Source organism: Paenibacillus sp. FSL K6-1318, assembly GCF_037976905.1.
GTDB classification, from domain to species: domain Bacteria; phylum Bacillota; class Bacilli; order Paenibacillales; family Paenibacillaceae; genus Paenibacillus; species Paenibacillus amylolyticus_A.
The window spans coordinates 2,009,644-2,027,766 of the sequence record NZ_CP150270.1; the positions used below are offsets into that span (position 1 = coordinate 2,009,644).

Annotated in this window: 17 protein-coding genes; 13 read left to right on the plus strand and 4 right to left on the minus strand. The window is 42.9% G+C overall.

Features of this window, described 5'->3' with window-relative positions; translation table 11 throughout:
• The first annotated feature begins 28 nt into the window (after window positions 1–28).
• Window positions 29–1,162, plus strand: a complete 1,134-nt coding sequence (locus tag NYE45_RS08985; RefSeq protein ID WP_340017338.1) for a nucleotidyltransferase family protein — start codon at window positions 29–31, stop codon at window positions 1,160–1,162.
• On the plus strand, window positions 1,162–2,979 hold the full coding sequence (locus NYE45_RS08990) for an ABC transporter ATP-binding protein (RefSeq protein ID WP_340017339.1): 1,818 nt from the start codon (window positions 1,162–1,164) through the stop codon (window positions 2,977–2,979). The genes NYE45_RS08985 and NYE45_RS08990 overlap by 1 nt, the downstream gene beginning before the upstream one ends.
• A gap of 87 nt (window positions 2,980–3,066) precedes the next feature.
• Here NYE45_RS08990 and cysC read toward each other — a convergent pair whose 3' ends face one another.
• Window positions 3,067–3,705 carry an adenylyl-sulfate kinase gene (gene cysC, locus NYE45_RS08995; RefSeq protein WP_340016424.1) on the minus strand — a complete coding sequence of 213 codons (639 nt, stop codon included), beginning with the start codon at window positions 3,703–3,705 and terminating at the stop codon, window positions 3,067–3,069.
• A 149-nt stretch (window positions 3,706–3,854) separates the two neighbouring features.
• Here cysC and NYE45_RS09000 point away from each other — a divergent pair, with 149 nt between their 5' ends.
• Window positions 3,855–4,262 (plus strand): hypothetical protein, encoded by a 408-nt coding sequence (locus NYE45_RS09000; protein ID WP_340016425.1) that lies wholly within the window; start codon window positions 3,855–3,857, stop codon window positions 4,260–4,262.
• A gap of 261 nt (window positions 4,263–4,523) precedes the next feature.
• Complete coding sequence (gene pdaA / locus NYE45_RS09005; RefSeq protein WP_076330299.1) at window positions 4,524–5,303, plus strand: delta-lactam-biosynthetic de-N-acetylase; 780 nt, start codon at window positions 4,524–4,526, stop codon at window positions 5,301–5,303.
• Window positions 5,304–5,501: 198 nt separating this feature from the next.
• Here pdaA and NYE45_RS09010 read toward each other — a convergent pair whose 3' ends face one another.
• Window positions 5,502–6,350, minus strand: a complete 849-nt coding sequence (locus tag NYE45_RS09010) for a DegV family protein (protein WP_340016426.1) — start codon at window positions 6,348–6,350, stop codon at window positions 5,502–5,504.
• 108 nt (window positions 6,351–6,458) lie between these two features.
• Window positions 6,459–6,908, minus strand: a complete 450-nt coding sequence (locus NYE45_RS09015; protein ID WP_340016427.1) for a hypothetical protein — start codon at window positions 6,906–6,908, stop codon at window positions 6,459–6,461.
• 293 nt (window positions 6,909–7,201) lie between these two features.
• Here NYE45_RS09015 and NYE45_RS09020 point away from each other — a divergent pair, with 293 nt between their 5' ends.
• The gene (locus tag NYE45_RS09020; RefSeq protein ID WP_062833514.1) at window positions 7,202–7,588 is read left to right on the plus strand and encodes a DUF423 domain-containing protein; all 387 of its coding nucleotides are present in this window, start codon (window positions 7,202–7,204) and stop codon (window positions 7,586–7,588) included.
• Between the two features lie 121 nt (window positions 7,589–7,709).
• On the opposite strand, the gene NYE45_RS09025 is transcribed toward NYE45_RS09020, so the two are convergent.
• Window positions 7,710–8,288: a hypothetical protein gene (locus NYE45_RS09025; RefSeq protein ID WP_076330302.1), complete on the minus strand. Its 579-nt coding sequence runs from the start codon at window positions 8,286–8,288 to the stop codon at window positions 7,710–7,712.
• Window positions 8,289–8,556: 268 nt separating this feature from the next.
• Here NYE45_RS09025 and NYE45_RS09030 point away from each other — a divergent pair, with 268 nt between their 5' ends.
• The 8 genes from NYE45_RS09030 to NYE45_RS09065 all read left to right on the plus strand — a co-directional run bounded on the left by NYE45_RS09030 (window position 8,557) and on the right by NYE45_RS09065 (window position 18,095).
• On the plus strand, window positions 8,557–11,277 hold the full coding sequence (locus NYE45_RS09030) for a hypothetical protein (RefSeq protein WP_340016428.1): 2,721 nt from the start codon (window positions 8,557–8,559) through the stop codon (window positions 11,275–11,277).
• Window positions 11,274–12,011 carry a hypothetical protein gene (locus NYE45_RS09035; RefSeq protein WP_340016429.1) on the plus strand — a complete coding sequence of 246 codons (738 nt, stop codon included), beginning with the start codon at window positions 11,274–11,276 and terminating at the stop codon, window positions 12,009–12,011. Before NYE45_RS09030 ends, NYE45_RS09035 begins: the two co-directional genes overlap by 4 nt.
• A 166-nt stretch (window positions 12,012–12,177) precedes the next feature.
• Window positions 12,178–12,939, plus strand: coding sequence for a hypothetical protein (locus NYE45_RS09040; RefSeq protein WP_340016430.1), 762 nt, complete (start codon window positions 12,178–12,180; stop codon window positions 12,937–12,939).
• Between the two features lie 21 nt (window positions 12,940–12,960).
• Window positions 12,961–13,503: a hypothetical protein gene (locus NYE45_RS09045; RefSeq protein ID WP_340016431.1), complete on the plus strand. Its 543-nt coding sequence runs from the start codon at window positions 12,961–12,963 to the stop codon at window positions 13,501–13,503.
• Between the two features lie 67 nt (window positions 13,504–13,570).
• Entirely contained in the window at window positions 13,571–14,191 is a 621-nt protein-coding gene (locus tag NYE45_RS09050; RefSeq protein WP_340016432.1) for a hypothetical protein, read from the plus strand.
• Window positions 14,192–14,224: 33 nt separating this feature from the next.
• Window positions 14,225–14,797 carry a hypothetical protein gene (locus tag NYE45_RS09055; RefSeq protein ID WP_340016433.1) on the plus strand — a complete coding sequence of 191 codons (573 nt, stop codon included), beginning with the start codon at window positions 14,225–14,227 and terminating at the stop codon, window positions 14,795–14,797.
• Window positions 14,798–14,801: 4 nt separating this feature from the next.
• Window positions 14,802–15,503 (plus strand): hypothetical protein, encoded by a 702-nt coding sequence (locus NYE45_RS09060; RefSeq protein WP_340016434.1) that lies wholly within the window; start codon window positions 14,802–14,804, stop codon window positions 15,501–15,503.
• Window positions 15,504–15,506: 3 nt separating this feature from the next.
• Window positions 15,507–18,095 carry a discoidin domain-containing protein gene (locus NYE45_RS09065; RefSeq protein WP_340016435.1) on the plus strand — a complete coding sequence of 863 codons (2,589 nt, stop codon included), beginning with the start codon at window positions 15,507–15,509 and terminating at the stop codon, window positions 18,093–18,095.
• Window positions 18,096–18,123: the final 28 nt, after the last annotated feature.

Genomic DNA, 18,123 nt, shown 5'->3' on the forward strand with positions numbered 1-18,123 from the left:
TCCGAAGGAGCTTAAACTGATTTTGAGTATGATTAGAGGTGATCTGACGGCTCTATCCCCTGAAGAACTCAAGACGCGTTTGCAGGGAACGGATTGGCAGCTCTTTTTGCGGCTTGTCTATCATCACCGCTTGTACTCTGTCCTTTACCTGAAAATGAAAGAACTGAACTCCACGATCATTCCGGCGGATGTTATGGAGAGTCTGCGACAACAATATACAGCCAATACGTTTCGTATGTTACATCTGACAGCTGAGATGGAGCAGGTGTGCGGAGCTTTTCGTGAACGCGGCATCCGCAATATTACACTAAAGGGACCGGCGCTCGCACATGATCTCTATGGTGATGTATCCATGCGTACTTCCAAAGACTTGGATATTCTGATTCCATTCGATGATGTGGAAGCGGCTGAAGGTATTCTTGCCACCCTAGGTTACGTATCCAAGGAAGAGGAGCGCACACATACGGTTCGTAGTTGGAAATGGCGGGAACATCATATTTGTTACACACATCCGGTCAAGAAGACTCAAGTGGAGATTCATTGGCGGCTTAACCCGGATTCGGGCAAAGAAACCGATTTCGAATTGCTGTGGAAACGCAGCCGGTTCAGTTCATACACACAGACACCTGTCCGCATGCTCGAACAAGAAGATCTGTGGGCTTATCTGGTAACTCATGGAGCGCGGCATGGATGGTTCAGACTACGTTGGTTGCTGGATATCGACCAGATGATTCGCAGTATGTCACTTGATGTGAAGAAAGTAGAACGGCGTCTGAAAGCGGAAGGAAGGTTATCGATCGGTTCGCAGGCGCTCTGCTTGGCCTCGGATTTATTTAACACACCGCTGGATGCAGCGTACAGGTCCTTGATGTCCTTGAGTGATCGGGCAGGCAAGCGGTTAGCCAGTGAAGGCGCACTGTTCATGAATGACATGCTGGAAAGTCCAGCTGATATGAAAAATTATCAATCGTATCTGTTTAAACTTCGGAGTACGAAGCAGAAATGGTTCTTCTTTATTGAACGCTTGTATCCAAGTACATGGGATGTGGATCAATTGCCGCTTCCGCGTTCGTTGTTTTTTCTATACTTTCCGTTACGTCCGTTTCTCTGGTTCTGGCGGCGAATTAAAAGGTATACGGTGACGGAAAGGGGTAAAGTATGATCTCGGAATTAAAGTATTTCATGCGAAAGCTGCATCATGTCACGGGGCCCATTCTATATTGGAATCTGCTAGGAATGATCTGTATCAGTCTCATGGAGGGGATCGGCATCTACATGCTTGTTCCGATGCTGAGTCTGATTGGCATATTTGAGATGGGCTCCACAGGCTTAAACATTCCCTGGCTAGGCGAAGTGTTGAATCGTTTTTCTGAAAATAGCCAATTGTTACTCGTACTGTTCACCTTTGTGTTGATTGTCTCCGGACAGGCCTGGATGCAGCGTCTCCAGACGATCCGTAATACGCGAATCCAGCAGCAATTTGTACGAACGCTGCGCATGGAAACCTATGGTGCCATTATCATGGCGCAATGGTCATTTTTTCTCCAAAAACGAAAATCCGATTTTAACCATATATTAACGACTGAACTTGCACGTGTGAGCCAAGGAACGAGCATTATGCTGCAAATGGCAGCCTCGCTGATCTTTACGGGGATACAGATTGGTCTTGCTTTCTGGTTATCTGCCAAGTTGACGGCACTTGTGCTGGTTTGTGGATTGTTATTATTTATCGTCTTGAGAAAATTCGTCAAACGGGCCAAGCAGATCGGAGATCAGACCTCTGAATTTTCGCAAAGTTATTATAACGGCATTACCGAGCATTTCAACGGAATTAAGGATATTAAGAGCAACATGCTCGAGCGTTCACATATGAACTGGTTCGAGCGCATGTGCAGACAGATTGAACGCAATGTCATTCAGTTCAGCCAATTGAACAGTGGAACACAGCTGATTCACCGGATGTCCGCGGCTATCATTATTGCGGCATTCATCTATCTTTCTCTCCGTGTAATGACGGTACCTCCGGCAAGTCTGCTGCTTATTATCCTTATCTTTTCCCGCTTATGGCCCAGATTTACGGCGATTCAGTCCAATCTGGAGTACATCAGCTCCATGCTGCCTGCGTTTCGGGTGGTAAGAGAATTGCAAGCGCAGACGGCGAAAAGTCGTGAAATTAGTGAAGAGATTGCTTCAGCTGGAGATGTTGGAATTGATGGGATTCAACCAATGGCTCTCAAGGAATCTATCACATGTCAGGATGTCTCTTATCGCTATGAGGGAAGTGATACGTATTCATTAATGAATGTGCAAGCTTCTATTCCGGCAAGGGGTATGACTGCAATCGTAGGCAAATCCGGAGCAGGCAAGAGCACGCTGATAGATCTGATTATGGGCCTCGTCAGGCCCGAGACTGGTCGTATTTTGATTGACGGTATACCTCTGTCAGAGGAACGATTACTGAGCTGGCGAAGTTCCATCGGATATGTCTCCCAGGACCCATTCCTGTTTCATACGAGTATTCGTGAGAATCTGCGTCTGGTTGATCCGAATGCAAGTGAAGAACAGATGTGGCAGGCTTTGCAGTTTTCATCCTCTGCGGCTTTTGTACGGAAGTTACCTCAGGGTCTGGATACGATTATAGGTGATCGAGGCATTCGTCTGTCGGGAGGAGAACGCCAGCGATTAGTGCTCGCCCGGGCCATGCTGCGGAATCCTTCGGTATTGGTACTGGATGAGGCAACGAGTGCGTTGGATAGTGAAAATGAACAGTACATTCATGAGGCGCTGGAACGGTTAAAAGGACATGTGACTATTATTGTGATTGCACACCGATTGTCCACGATTCGAACGGCAGATCGTGTGATTGTGCTGGACGAAGGTCGTGTCATCCAGGAGGGCGGCTATCAGCAGTTATCTACAGACCCGGTAGGCACCTTCAGTAAACTACTGAACATGCAAGCGGGTGTTGTGGGACAGTAGGTAGGTTATGACATAGCGCAAAGAGGCGCGCCACAATGGGCGCGCCTTTCATGTAAGCGGGTTGTTGTTATAAGTAGTAACTGATAATTAATGAACCAGTGCTGAATTGGAAGGAAGCGGCAGTTGAAGAGCACCGATCTGTTCCAAATGCTGTACGATCTCCTGCACAGCGTCCTCAATGGACCATTGCTCCGTATCGATGATGAATGAAGGAGATTTGGGTACATCATAGGGGGCGGAAATGCCTGTAAAATGCGGGATGTCACCATTTCGGGCTTTTTTGTACAGGCCCTTGGGATCACGCCGCTCACATTCTTCAATCGAACAGCGCACATAGATTTCAATGAAATCATCCGGTTCAAATAGCTGTCTAACCATCTCCCGATCCTGTTCATGAGGAGAGATAAAGGCTGAAAGGACAAACAACCCGGCATCTAGCATTAACTTCGACACTTCACCAATTCGCCGCAGATTTTCTTGACGATCCCCAGCTGTAAAACCGAGATCCCGGTTCAGTCCATGGCGCACATTATCCCCGTCTAGAACATAACAACGAACGCCTTGGTCGTAGAGATACTGCTCCAGAGCAAATGCAAGGGATGACTTTCCTGCACCCGATAAACCGGTAAACCAGATGGCCCGACTACGGTGTCCATTATGTTTCTCTCGGTCTTGTCTGTTTATGCTGGATGATTGCCAGGTTATGTTGCGCTCTTCCTTTGACATGAGTATCCCGCCTTTTCCCTACCATGATATGTATAATATTTTAACATATTTACAAGATTATAGCACCTTATAGATTTCTTCAAAATAAGCGTGAATCGACAAAATATCGGGTATAGATGTAGTACATACATAGCAGGAGGAACAATGTCATGAGTGAAAACATACAAAACATACAGGTTGGATTTAAGTGCCCGGATTGCCAGCAGGATGTCCGAGTGGAATTTATAGATGAACAGGTTAGCACGGTTCGTTGTAACGGTTGTGACAGAGCGTATACGCTATTGAAACCAACCATCGGTGATGAGATTCTACTTGATTGGGAGCAGGAGGCTTTGTATCACAAGCTGAGGGCAGAGCGGTCTGAACTGGATAATCACAATATGTCGGCCTTGATTATCAAAGTCATCGAGCTACTTACTTGGCGTGATCGGGGAGATGGGCAGACCCGTGCGATACAGACTGTGAGGGAGTGGCTCGCTTCCAGTGGCAAACCCCAGACTTTGCTCGAACTGTTTCATCAAACTCCGCCACAACATGAAAATAAACGTTTCGATTAGGGCGTGTCTGAAACTCCGAAGGAAGCAGATCTTTCTGGATTTTAGTTCCAATCAAGGAATTTTTGCGCAGGAGTGCCGGGACACGTCAAGGGAAAGTGACGAAGCAGGGGGCGAAAAGGCGGTAAAAGATGCACTTCAGCGAGTTTCAAGACACGCTCTAATAAGCAATTACATACATTAGCCGTTCCTGTGGCATATTACCTGAAGGTGTTCGTGTGTGCAAACGACTAACCGAATTTTGCAGGAACAGGAGCGGATAGAATGAAGCGAATGGTTCTATACATACTGTTGGGGCTATTATCCATCAGTATGGTACCGGCACAGGCTGAAGCATCGCCGGTTACCGGAGCTTATCACTTTGGCTTCAAGAAAAGTCAAAATGGTCAGCTGCCCTCCATTGACCAGGAAGGCTTTAAATCGATTTTACAACATAACGATGCCATTTTCCTGGGGGATACGAAGCAGAAGGAATTGTATCTCACGTTTGATAACGGGTATGAGAATGGGTTCACGCCTGCCATACTGGATGTTTTGCGTGCGAAGAAGGTGCCTGCGGCTTTCTTTGTCACAGGTCATTATCTCAAGGATCAACCTGAGTTGGTCAAACGCATGGCGGCTGAAGGTCATATTGTGGGCAACCATTCATGGAGCCATCCAGACATGACCCGCATCTCCAATGAGAAGCTTAGGGTGGAACTGGATAAGGTCAAGTCGGAAGTGAATCGGCTAACAGGTCAACAAGCGACTTTTTTAAGGCCACCACGTGGGATTTTTAACAATCGTACGCTCGCAGAGAGTCATGCCCAAGGGTATGTGAATGTGTTCTGGTCTGTAGCTTATAAAGACTGGGATACGAATGTGCAGCGTGGTGCACAATATGCTCATCAGCAGGTGTTGAAACAACTGCATCCGGGGGCTGTCATTTTGCTGCATTCGGTATCCAAAGACAACACGGAAGCTCTGGGTTCCATTATTGATGAGGCGCGTAAGCAAGGATATGCATTTAAAAGTCTGGATGATTTGCGGACCAAAAGTTATTGATGCATTTTCATCCTGACCCAGCGGCTTAAACTAAAGATCGTTCCTTAGTTTAGCAAAATGTTAAAGGGCATCCTGAGCGATTAAGCTCGGAATGCCCTTTTTATGTTGTATCGGTCTGTCGTTTGCAAGTATTAGATGTGACCACATACAGATTCAGAAGATAGGATCTAGTTATACGGTACGATGTTGTGTGTAATACTATATAACTGTATTATAGATGATTCCGATCGTTTTCGGGCCACAATGACTGCATATTACACACCCAGCAGTGGTTAGTTCCACCCGGGCACCCGTCTGTTCCTGCAAAGACTTCTGCAGGTCGAGCGCATCCTCTTCAGCCATGGTATGCACAACGATCAGCAGGTCGGGATCAATCTGTTCCTTCGCGCTGAGCGTATTTTGCAGCATTTGTTCGAGGGCTTTCTCCCGTTTTCCGCGCACTTTATAGGCAGGTGCCATCTTGCCATCCGTTACTCGGATAACAGGGCGTATCTTCAACAGACTGCCAATCAGGTTCTGCATGCCTGAACAACGCCCGCCTTTGTGCAGATACTCCAGTGTATCAATGACAAACTCCGTGCGCACATTTGGTTTCATTGCCTCAATCAGGTGTGTAATCTGAGTCAGGTTTTGTCCTTTATCGGCCGCATGTACTGCTTTCATCACCATAAGAGCAATTCCGGATGAGAGATTCTGTGAGTCGATGACGGAAATTCGACCTTCCGGAAACTCGGAACTCGCGAGTCGTGCATTTTGGTAGGTAGAGGAAAGTTCAGAGGATAAACTGATATATAAAATTTCATCCCCTTGGTCTATGTAAGGTTGAAATGCCGTCATGAAATCAGCAGGTGAAGGTGCAGCTGTTTTGGGAAGACGCCCATCTTGACTGACACGTTCATATAGCTGTTCAGGCTTAATCTCAGCACCGTCTTTCAATGATTCTTCACCGAACACCACATATAGGGGGATGATACCGATATCGTGTTGCTGGATCCATTCGGGAGCCAGATCACTTGTGCTGTCCGCAAAAATTTTGATTCGTGACATGTCAATCTCCTTTGAAATACAAGAATTTTTAGCAAAATAATATAGATTATATCCATGTGTAAACCCAATCATTTTAATTATAAGGAAACATGACGCTGATGCAAATGGTTACATCATGCTCATGCCTGCCAAAATAAGACCAATGAATGCCAGAATGATGATCCCATTTAACAGCGTCCCGATAATGGCAAAGACTTTCTTGCGATTTTTGAGGATAAGGCCAATGATTCCGAGGATGCCTCCGGCCAGGTTGAGAATCAGGCAAACCAGTGTAGATAAAGAAGCCAGAATTACTGCTGGATGCAGGGCTAGCTCTTCTGCTTGCAACGGGGTGAGAACTTCGATTGAATCGTTTAGAGCCATGGCGGCAATAAAGAATATCAGAATGTAACCCACGACTGCGACCAATCCAATGACAAAGCTGGCGATTCCAGGTCCGGAATGTTTCAGTGGAGCCATGGGTTGCCTCTCATGATCTGGAGGGTATGGTTCAACCATGTTGTTATTATATTGATCCGTGTTGTTATAACCTGAATTGTAGGAATTGTGATTATCCATAATTGTAATATCCCTCCCTTAATCATCGTACTGAGTGTTATTAACCTAATCGGCGTAAACCAATCTTTTTGAACTTGAACTTAAAATACAACGATTGCATACCTGTTTACTTTTCCATAATTATCGATAAAAATCAAGGATTTACGCCAGTTTTCTACGATATATAGGGTAGGGATAGGAATAGTAAGTATAAACAGACATATGATCTGTGAAGCTCCGCCCTGACTGGTAAAGGGTGAGTGGATTCGCTACAATAAAAGAAGGGAAGAGTTGAATTAAGGGAGAGAACTTACATGCAACGAAGATGGATGATGCTTGGAGCTGTAATGACCATGTTATCGGTGGCAATCGGTGCGTTTGGCGCACACATGCTCAAGGATACGATTGGACCGGCGGCCATAGCTACATATGAGACGGGTGTGCAATATCACATGATTCATGCAGTGGCCTTGCTCATTATCGGCTTGACGGCGGGTCAGCTTGGGGCATCTACGAAACTGAAATGGGCCGCGCGTCTGTTGTTTATCGGAATTATCGTGTTTTCGGGCAGCTTGTATGTGCTCAGTATTTCCGGTATCAAGATTCTGGGAGCCATCACACCGATTGGTGGGGTAGCCTTCATTGCCGGATGGTTGTTACTGGCATTAGATGTATGGCAGCGAGGTAAGGATCGCTCATGATCCAGCTGAACGAATCTTGTAGGATCACGAATTATTGAACTGAAAAAGCAACTTGCGTTAGAATGTCACGTCATTCTAACGCAAGTTGCTTTTTGTTTTAAACAGATGAGTTAGAAGTTAGTTACAGAAACTCATCGATTTCATTGGTTCGGAACGTATACACTTGTTTTTCATCTACATGGTAGATGCTCACCACACTGGTATCCCGATCAAAATTCAAAATGCGGCAAGGAATGCTCTGATGTTTACCGTTCTTGTTGTTGACAACAATACGGGTTAGACGATTCTCTTTAATAAGCGTGTCAATCCACGCATCAAACGAATTTCCATCGGAAACATTGGATGTTTGGGGGGCAGGCTTTTTCTCGCTAACTGGTTTTTCTTGCTGATTCTGTGCTTTGACTGGAGCAGGTGAGGCAGGTGTCTGAGTTGCAGTGGACGCCTTCTGTGCTGCGTTGGCTTGTGATTTTTTACGTTCGTTGTGAAGTGTGACGAAGGAGTCCTTCTTGGACTGGAGTGTCGCTTCAATAATTTTGCCTAGCTCTATGCCGGATTGAATCCGAAAGTCCGCAATTTGTTCCTCTTTGTTTATGAACTCCAACAGGGACTGCAGTGCCAATGCATTTGAGCGGCTCTTAATAAGTATATCGACATTAAATAAAAAGCCGATTTCCTCTTGATTGGATAAGGTTTCTTTCATTCATCCCAGCCCCGTTAAAAAGTATGTCAGCATATAAAACGCTTCAATACACTATATCATTAAAAAGGCAATAATCATAGTGCTTGAGACGCAGAAATATGCCGAAACGAAATGAATTAAGACCTGAAGTGCCCCTTAATTTCTACCCTTAATAGAACAAATATTCTTCCTTTTTCATCCCCTGATCATCCTGTTTGCCTGCGTCAGTCGTGCGGGTCTAATCTATAATTTATTTAATCAGGACAGGAAGCAACAGGGGGAATCGGGAATGGGCAATGCATATCAGGATCGATTGAGGTACGTATATAAAGTTACATCTTCGAGAATTAGAAAAGCGGATTATAATCTCCATCTGACCTATCAAGAAGCGACAGTAAATGGAGAAGTGGCATCTATTGGAAGCCATCAGGTGTTTCGTTTTATAGATCATATTCGTGGCTACAAGGAGAGAGAGGCAGATCTGGCTAGAATCAAGCTGGACATAGAGCAATTAAAAGCTTTAAAAACTAATGCTGAGCATAAAAGAACAATGAAGAAATTACATGGAGAACTGAAAAATCTGAAATTTGTCGATGATTACCTGCTGGTGGTCATTGAAAATAATAAAGACTACGATCGGCTGAATTCATCGAAAGCCTTCTCCATCAACGGCAAAAAATACAAGCGTCTATTGGCTACAACAGGTGGTGCCAAAAGTTCGACGGTCATCTATGTGAGTGAGGATATTCACCTGCTTTTGGAGAAAAGATTGAATAACGGCAGAGATCCGAATAAAGAGCTGGTTCCTGCCAAACTGGAGGCATATAAAGCTCTAGCCTGTAGTACAAGCACACCTGTGTCACATCCCGAACGAGTATTGGTTGTTCAGGATTGCATAACCGAATTTGGGGCAGACATCATTCAGATTGATGATACCGAGACAGAGTTCCCTCGTATTGAGAGTAGGAAAAATGAGCCTATTCATATGAACATGAGTGATGGATTCGGTCTAGTCTCACCTGCACTTAGTGAACGCTGGGCAGCTGAGCTGGGACATGCATATATCCCGAGTGGATTTTGTATTCGTAATAGCTTCTGTAAAGGTATGGTATTTACATTTGATTATCACGCATTCGCAGATCAAGTTGCAGGCAGGTATATGGTGGATGATGCATGGGGTAACCCTGTGGATATTCGAGAGGTAGACTTGATCATCACAACGTCCATGCTCAAACTCTGGAGCTCGTACAACAGTATCGACGATTATCTGTTATGTTGCGGTTATTATGGCTACACGTTCAGCGTAACAAAAGTTACACCCGAAGAACTGGAGGACGAGCGTCATTTAAACTACCAGTTCATTCAGTCGCTTCAATTAGATGATAATGAGATTGGTGAACTCATTACTCCCACGGTTAACTCGATTAAAGATGTACTGGGTGAGGACTATCGCAAGGCACTGTTATTCCTCAAAGGAATTCATATCCAAGAGAATGACTACAGAAATAGTCCGGATGATTATATCAAAGGGCTGATGGTAGACCCGCGACTTATAGATGATCCTTTTGTACGGAGCAAAATTTATACATTAATACGTAAACGAATGAATGAAGCCAAGATCGGGGTTCTGAGAGTCAAAGGCAATTTCAGTATTATTTCTGGCGATCCTTATACATTGTGCCAGAGCATATTTGGATTACCTTTAACAGGATTGCTAAGCTCGGGTGAGTTCTACTCCAGATATTGGAATGAGCAGCATGTAGACCGCGTGGCTTGCTTCAGAGCTCCAATGACTTGTCATAACAATATCAAGGTGCTTCGTTTCCAAAACACGGATGAGATGCAGCATTGGTATCGCTATATGAACACGGTCACGATCTTGAATTCATGGGATACGACGACACATTCCTTAAATGGTGCAGATATGGACAGTGATCAGGTTTTAACTACAGATAACACAACGATTCTTGGGGCAATTCAGGAGCTTGATGCGATTGTATGTGTACAGAAAACCTCTGCCAAAAAAATTCCGGATGAGAGGGATCTGATTCAGGCCAACAAAGACAGTTTCGGTGATCTGATCGGTTTTACAACGAACAAAATCACATCGATGTTCGATGTATTAGCCAATTATGAGGAGCATAGTGCAGAATATCAGGAAATGATGTACCGAATTCAATGTGGTCAGCATTATCAACAAAATGCTATCGACCAGGCTAAAGGTATTGAATGTAAAAAAATGCCGAAGCACTGGTATGATATTCGCGCTGCGGTAACGGACGAATCGGCCTTGAAAATGGTAGCGCACAAGAAGCCTTATTTTTTCATATACAATGATCCGGAACAGAAAAAAGAATATACCACCTATGTAGAAAAAACGAGTCAGAAGTGCTTGCAGCTATTTGGAATGACTGTTGATGAATTAGTTTCGAAGAAGGATCTATCTCCGAATCAGGAACAGTTCCTTGCACAGTATGAACAGAGAATGCCTGTATCCACGGCACCTTCTGTGATGAACCGGTTATGCCATCAAGTGGAAGACGAGTTCAACAAGTTAAAGTTAAAACAGACCGAGCGTCCGTTTGATCATACGATATTGATGAGTACCAAGAAATACTCCCAGGCTCGTTACAAAGAGATTCAACGATTATATCAGATGCATAACGAAGAGCTACGTAGTTATATGACTAACTTGCGCAAGAGCAAGGTGAAAAAGGAAGAAAGATCAGCCCGATGGCAGTTGTTTGTTTCACGCTTTAAGGAGCAGGCTTTGGAAATCTGTAATAACGAAGAAGACCTGTGCAATATGATCGTGGACATGTGTTATCGAAATGCCGAGAAATCAAAGCAATTTGTATGGGATGTTTCGGGGGATCAGATTATTCGCAATCTATTGCTCAGCAATGATCATATCATCCATTATCCAGTGAGAGATCCGGAGGGCGATATTGAATACGCGGGAAGAACCTTTAAAATGACCCAAATGCATATGAAGGAGCAACGCCCTTGAAAATCATTCTGAATGAACGTCATCATGCCGAGCAAGCAATTGCACATGGGAAAATGGATAAGAAGCCAACTAAAACGTTGATTTGTTTAGCTAAATACGGGCTTGAACAGGGGAAGAACGCCGAAGATGCATATGCGTTGTTAAATCAGTTTATGACCAAATACTATCCAGAGTACAATGCTGTCCAGTGGGATACATTTCTCAATCGTATCATTAAACAGTCTCAGAAGTATATCAAGATAAGGGAGGAGGCAAGCAAGAGCACGCTAATCGAGATTGATCATGTACCTGTAACGCACGAAGAACTACAAAAGATCAAACAACTTAAAAGTAAACGACTCGAGAAATTGGCCTTTGTTTTACTGGTCTACAGCAAGATTAATAATCGAATCAATGAAAATGATACGTATTGGATTAATAATGAATGGAAAGAAATCTACGGCGATAGTCAAATGGCGGTAAGCAAAAAAGATCAGGGGTTATTGGTTCACAAACTTATTCAATTAGGGTATCTCAAAGAAAGTAAACGCGTCGATTCAACTAATGTACAGGTTTTGTTCGCTGTGGAGCATGCTGAGGTTGCCTTCCAGTTAGTTCGCTTCGATGACTTTGTGTTAGAGTACTCTCGCTGGAAAGGAGAAAATATTAAAAATTGTACCGTATGCGGAAAACGGATGCTGGCAAAATCGAACCGGATGAAATACTGCAAGGAATGCAAAAAAAACCGGCATTAATCTCATTAGAAAACTTCTCTAAAGCTAGACACAGCAATGCTTTGCATGGTTGTTCAAGAATTTCTTTAATGATAAGCCAGAGACAGGTTTCCTAGATATGGGGGAGGTATCAACTTGGAAACAGTCTTATAAAAAATATGCTACATAACGCTTAGGTAGGTGAATTATGTCAAATGGGATAACTTTAGCACATGTAGAGTCTTTAATTAGAGAAGCGGTGAAACATAGCGGTCCGGGACAACCTGGAGATTCTGGGGAAACCGAACTCGCCATCAAGCGGGCACTGGAGGCTGCTGGCGAAGCCTTACAGGCTGCCGGAAAAGCAAAAGAGGCTTATCAGACGACTCGACTTGTGTACCAGAGTCCAGTTGCTGATTTTGAAGAGTTAAGTAACCAGTACCCTTCTCCTGAAATAGGCTGGACGGTACAGACGTATAAGGATGGTAAGAGATATCGTTATGATGGACAGACATGGGTAGAGATTGATGTATTTGGTCAAAACCTTCAGGTGGTTAATTCCGATATGGATGGACTCATGAGTAGAGCTGAACACCTGAAATTAAATGAGATTCCGTTGGAAGTACAGGATCGCGTTATGGTCTTTTGCAAAGAATCACGGGTGTACCCGGAAGTACTGGGGATTCTAGCCCCCTTTCCATTCAATGGCGAGATTTTACATGTAAAGGGCTACTGTGGAGTTTCTGGAGATATCGCAACTGAAATAAAAATCGAACGATCCAAGGATCTCATTCACTGGCAGGATGTGATGGGGAGTCCACTGAAATTTGAAGCATTTCAACATCAAGATGACGGTGAGGCTACATTTGAGACCAAAAAAGTGGAGGCTGGAGATATCTTCAGAATCAACATCATTGAAGCAGCTTCAAACATTCAACATCTTACAATTCAATTAACCATAAGAACATAAAAAAAAAGGAGATTGATTATTATGACACAACCAATTATTACATGGATGGACGCAACACATAGCAAGAAGGTTGTAGAACCGTTTGATTATGGTGTTATTGATGCAGATACCAAAAGTGAGGTTCGAATTTTTAATGTGTGGAATAACAAAGGTGGTGAAACGGATGTGTCCAAAATGGAGGATTGCACCTTTACAACGCGGGATATGGATGGGGGAACTGGTGATACTGCTAAATACGATATTGAAGCTGTTAAAAACAACTGGTTTCATGTGCAAGTGGACTCACTTGGGGAGAACGATTTGGATGAAGAGAGCTCTCGTGTAGGCAAGGACTTTTCGAAGCCAATTGGAACTACGGGCAAAACTACGGTGGATCATACTGGAACACCTTATGCAACACCGCTAGTACCGGGTGCAAAAGAGATATTGGGAGTTAATAATAATGGAGATCCACAAGACGCGGCAGGTAACTATGTAACGCTGTCTATTCAATGTGAAGTACCCTTGAATGCTCGTAGTGGTAAACAAGAGTTCAAGAAACGTATCTCCTATCGTTACGTTTAAGAAAAGTTAATGATGCAGACAGGCTATTATAGCCTGTCTTTTTATTTATCTATGAGGAGGAAAAACTGTGATTTTAGGTCAGAAACAGTACTCTCGTTCACCTGTATCTCAAGCTTATATATGGATTGCCGATTATTATGATGGAACGTATCTGAGTGAGTATGATCTTCAGACACAACATCCACACCGCTTTTACGACATCAACAAAGAGAAGTTGGTGTTTTTCGGATTGATGGGTCAAGGATCCCAAGTTTATTACAATGTTGCTAATGGGGTCTTTCACATTAATGCTGATCGTTACTCCATATCTTATGAATGTGAGGAGAAGGAGTACCCTTTAACCGGGAGAACGTTTGTGTACAATGACATCATCCAATTCAAAAATGGATCCTCAGAAGCGAATATGACTGGATTTTCAGGGCAAGGGAATTCAGGGGCTTTCAGAAATACGATTGAATGTTTTAACTTTGGTTACAAAAAAACAATGAACTTGAATGATGCACAAATTAATTTCCAATGCGTTTGTTCCCTGCCTCTAAAGGAATCTGTATTCTTTCAAATAAAAATTTCTTCTAACCTGGATTTGCCTGGGCAACTCGTTATTCGTAAAAATGGATTTGTCGTAGATCGAATCATAGCCCCTCTGAAGGCAAATCATGCTGGGATCATAAACTGGGACATTCGTTGAGCTGGATTTTGAGATGAGATAGGTGGTGAGAGTATGGCGATTCAAGAAATTCTACTAGATATAGATCTATCTGTAGGTGTTTTTCAAGATACGATAGTTGAGGATCAGAGGTTGAAATTAAGGGAACTGGCTCATGATGCGGACGGTAATCCAATCTATGCTGCTACTGGATATTGGGAGTCCACCGCGATTCGGATTCAGGATAAGATCGCTTCATTTAAAGGTGTGGCTGCACAGGTAGATGTTACGGGGGGCGCAGCATACAAAATCTACTGGAGTACATCTGAGGATGGCTTTGAGTGGCTGGAGTATGAGGAAGTCTCAGCTAATAGCGCTGTGTCCAAATCTCCTGCAAAGTATGCGAAGGTGAAAATTGAGATTTTTGCAGAAAAGAAATATTCGAACTTTTACATAGACGATTTTAACAAGAAGGATAAATACATTAATCCTTATATTGAAAGTGATTCGGGTTCACTAGGCTTAAAGAAACTATATCAATTGAACATGGAACGAGCCTCGGGTACTCCAACAGGGATGGTGCTACGTCAGAAGGTTGAAAAAGCGAAATTTCAAAAAGTAGATAGAATCAGAGTGAGTAAGGGGTGATGTTATGGCAGTTCCAGCAACGACAGGGCAATTGAGAGAGCATTTGGAGGATATGGATATTGGGGATTATATAAAATGTGGTGCAGTCAGAGGGAGTACTATCGCACTAACTACAGTATATAATTTTGGATCTGGCTCTCCTGTGAACAGTGGAGAAATCCCCGTTTCTGGTTTGGGAGCCACAGCAGGAGTAGGTGGAACATTTTACTTTATAAAGGTAGGCAATGGATTGCTCATTTCCGATAGAATGATTTTCAACTCTATCACATGGGATCAACTCAACTCTAAAAATTGGATAGAAGGCGTTGCGTTTGAATCGGGTTCGATTCGCTCTTTAAGTGGCGGTGTATTGTATGCAGACTCAAGTGGAAATAAGTCGAACACTGATTTAGGATTTGGAGCATTTCCCGCAATCAACGAGTGGGATAAGTATCTCATTAATTTTCCTGTAGCAAAGATATTATCAGGAAAAAGTTTAGACGATGTTTTTCATCATCTAAGTAACTATAGCTGGTGCAAAGAAACACCGAATTATGGCACATGGAGAGACAAGGCTGGTAATTCGGCTACAACTGCCTCCAATAATCAGCGCATTGGTAGAGGTAGCAATACCAGAGCGCAGTGGAGTGACATAAACTACTCTGCAAGTGGTGGTTCTTATGCCACTTGGGGCTTTCGCCCAGTATTTGAATATAGGGAGGTGTAGTAAATGGCAGTACTAGGAGATCAATTAAATAATCCTGAAAGTGGATGGAGACGATATGACGATACACATGCGGGAATGAATTATACAGGAAGTTGGTACAAAGTAACTGGAGATAAGTATTTCAATGGTAGTGTGAATGTAACAACCAGAGCCGCAGATAATAACTATGTTTCATTTAGTTTTTATGGAACGAAGGTCAGGATCATATCTGACATTGCACAAGATAGACATTCTGATAATACGATTACTGTAGATGGTGTGACTGAATCATTTAACACATATAAATCGGGAACTGCTGTATTAAATGCAATTGTCTATGAAAAAGCGAACTTACCTCTTGGATTACACAAAGTTACAATCATAGTAGGGCACGATCGTACCAATTTCATCATGGATGCAATAGATATTGATGAGTCAGGACATCTATATGGATATGCTATAGCCACACCTGAAAGTGGATGGCAGAGGTACGATGATACGAATGACATGATTGTGTACACAGGTACATGGTCAACAGAAACACTTGCTGGAAACTATAATGGAAGTGCAAAGTATACATCAACCAGTGGATCAACGATGAGTTTTACTTTCTATGGAACAAAAATAAGAATTATTGGTGGTTTGTATTCAGGTAGAACGACAACAGCTCAAGTTGTTATTGATGGAATTAATGTTGGAATAATCAATGAAGATTCAACAACTTCAAGAACGAAGGCTTTGGTCTTCGAAAAAAATGACCTGTCCCAAGGTAAACATGTTGTTCAAATTAAAACAGTAGACAACAAAACACTAATTTTCGATGCAGTTGATGTAGGTGAAGATGGTTATATGGCAAGAAGCATTGGAGCCTCCTTAACATCGCCTGATACAGGATGGAAGAGATATGACGATTCAAGTTCAGAGATAAAATATGATGGATGGTTAAGATACCCTACGGGACAAGCTGGCTCCTACAACAATTCATTCAGTGCTTCCAATAATACAGTTAACAAGAAAGCTACCTTTACATTTAAAGGAACTAAGCTCAGATTGATAACTATGACTCATTCAGACTCAACCACTATTGGAAAAATATCTATTGATGGTACTCCTTACGATGTTTCTTTTTATAGTAGTTCGGCTATAAATCAAGTTCTTGTTTTCGAAAAAACGGGGCTTGAAGATTCTCTTCACACAATTGAAATATATTCTCCTGAAGCCAAAAACATCAGAATAGATGCTGTAGACATTGACCTTGATGGACGAATGTTTCATCCTGATGAAGTAACTGATCCGATAGATCTCACTATTGGCAAACGGATTCGCTGTTACTACTCTACAAATAATGGAGTGGTGGGGAATTTTGCGTTCTTTGGTCAAGAGACAGCGCCATTTATTACAACTTCTGCTGGTGCAGGTGGAGACTTGTATTTTATTTGTGTAGACAAAGATCGTGCTGGTCAATTGAAACTTATTGCAGATCGAAACATTCAGCATAGTATTAGTTGGGATACGATAAATGCAAGCGGTGTTGCTTCTGGTAGTGGAGTTCCGCTTCCGAAGAAAGGATACTATGTGAGCATGATTCCAGCAATGACATCCAATACAACTCCCCAAGGTATAGCGGCGGCAAGCACAACTTACAGTGCATCCCTTGCAGCATGGAAGGCATTTGATAAAAATACCGCAGATGCAGGATGGCTCATGGAGAGTAATAAGTGGAACGGAGCTTGGATTAGCTATACATTCCCACAACCAACAGTTATTAATAAATATGGCATAAAAGGACCGAATTCTAATGCAAGTACGGATAATGCTAAGAGTTGGAGATTCGAAGGATCTAATGATGGAACTAATTGGACTGTGCTTGACACCAAAACAAATCAACCAGCATGGTCAACAGGGGAATATCGGGAGTATGTGTTCACGAATAAAGATACTTATAAAACATGTCGCCTAGTATTCACTGCAAATAATGGTGGAGCATACGTTCGAACGATGGCAGTTGACATGTTCCAATTGATCGAAGAAGACTCAGTGCCAAGTGTAGATTTATCAATTCTTCGACTCCCTACTGGTGGTATTAATTCTAGTGACAAAGATAACGAGTGGGATATGCACATTGTAAACTCAACACTGAATGGAACGATAATTGCTGGTGACGACAACGTGTGGAATTATAGTGGTGTATCTTCGTGGACTTCCACTACTAATAGCGCTGGTTCGGTAAACAGAACTGGGCGAGGTGCAAGTGGCAATGCGGGGGCAAGCGGATATAATCCAACTTCTTATGTAGCGGCGGCAACTGCTACTGGCTTTAGACCATTAATGACGTTTGAAATTCTTCCAATAAGAAGATCGTTCATTAAACATGAAGGGTCATATAAGAAATACCAAACTGAAGCTTTAACTTGGGGTACAGTATCTGCAACTTTACCATCAGAAGACACTTTTATTAATGATGGGATGGACGATCTATCTGTATTTGATAGAAAAAACGAAGATTTCGTTCAGACTATGACTGCCAATGGATCGTTAGGATCAGGCAAGATGTTCAAAGGAAGTATTGATCTGAAGAAGTACTTTGAAGTAATAAATGTAAGTGTAAAGTAGAGGGTGTATACTCTACTTCTTTTGTTTT

What these genes read in the sequence shown, in the direction of transcription:
- NYE45_RS08985 (WP_340017338.1), top strand. Translation starts at nt 29, where the DNA reads ATGATTAGAGGTGATCTGACGGCTCTATCCCCTGAAGAACTCAAGACG.
- NYE45_RS09065 (WP_340016435.1), top strand. Translation starts at nt 15,507, where the DNA reads ATGGCAGTACTAGGAGATCAATTAAATAATCCTGAAAGTGGATGGAGA.
- NYE45_RS09055 (WP_340016433.1), top strand. Translation starts at nt 14,225, where the DNA reads ATGGCGATTCAAGAAATTCTACTAGATATAGATCTATCTGTAGGTGTT.
- NYE45_RS09020 (WP_062833514.1), top strand. Translation starts at nt 7,202, where the DNA reads ATGCAACGAAGATGGATGATGCTTGGAGCTGTAATGACCATGTTATCG.
- NYE45_RS09015 (WP_340016427.1), bottom strand. Translation starts at nt 6,908, where the DNA reads ATGGATAATCACAATTCCTACAATTCAGGTTATAACAACACGGATCAA.
- NYE45_RS09025 (WP_076330302.1), bottom strand. Translation starts at nt 8,288, where the DNA reads ATGAAAGAAACCTTATCCAATCAAGAGGAAATCGGCTTTTTATTTAAT.
- NYE45_RS09040 (WP_340016430.1), top strand. Translation starts at nt 12,178, where the DNA reads ATGTCAAATGGGATAACTTTAGCACATGTAGAGTCTTTAATTAGAGAA.
- NYE45_RS09060 (WP_340016434.1), top strand. Translation starts at nt 14,802, where the DNA reads ATGGCAGTTCCAGCAACGACAGGGCAATTGAGAGAGCATTTGGAGGAT.
- NYE45_RS09030 (WP_340016428.1), top strand. Translation starts at nt 8,557, where the DNA reads ATGGGCAATGCATATCAGGATCGATTGAGGTACGTATATAAAGTTACA.
- cysC (WP_340016424.1), bottom strand. Translation starts at nt 3,705, where the DNA reads ATGTCAAAGGAAGAGCGCAACATAACCTGGCAATCATCCAGCATAAAC.
- NYE45_RS09045 (WP_340016431.1), top strand. Translation starts at nt 12,961, where the DNA reads ATGACACAACCAATTATTACATGGATGGACGCAACACATAGCAAGAAG.
- NYE45_RS09010 (WP_340016426.1), bottom strand. Translation starts at nt 6,350, where the DNA reads ATGTCACGAATCAAAATTTTTGCGGACAGCACAAGTGATCTGGCTCCC.
- pdaA (WP_076330299.1), top strand. Translation starts at nt 4,524, where the DNA reads ATGAAGCGAATGGTTCTATACATACTGTTGGGGCTATTATCCATCAGT.
- NYE45_RS09000 (WP_340016425.1), top strand. Translation starts at nt 3,855, where the DNA reads ATGAGTGAAAACATACAAAACATACAGGTTGGATTTAAGTGCCCGGAT.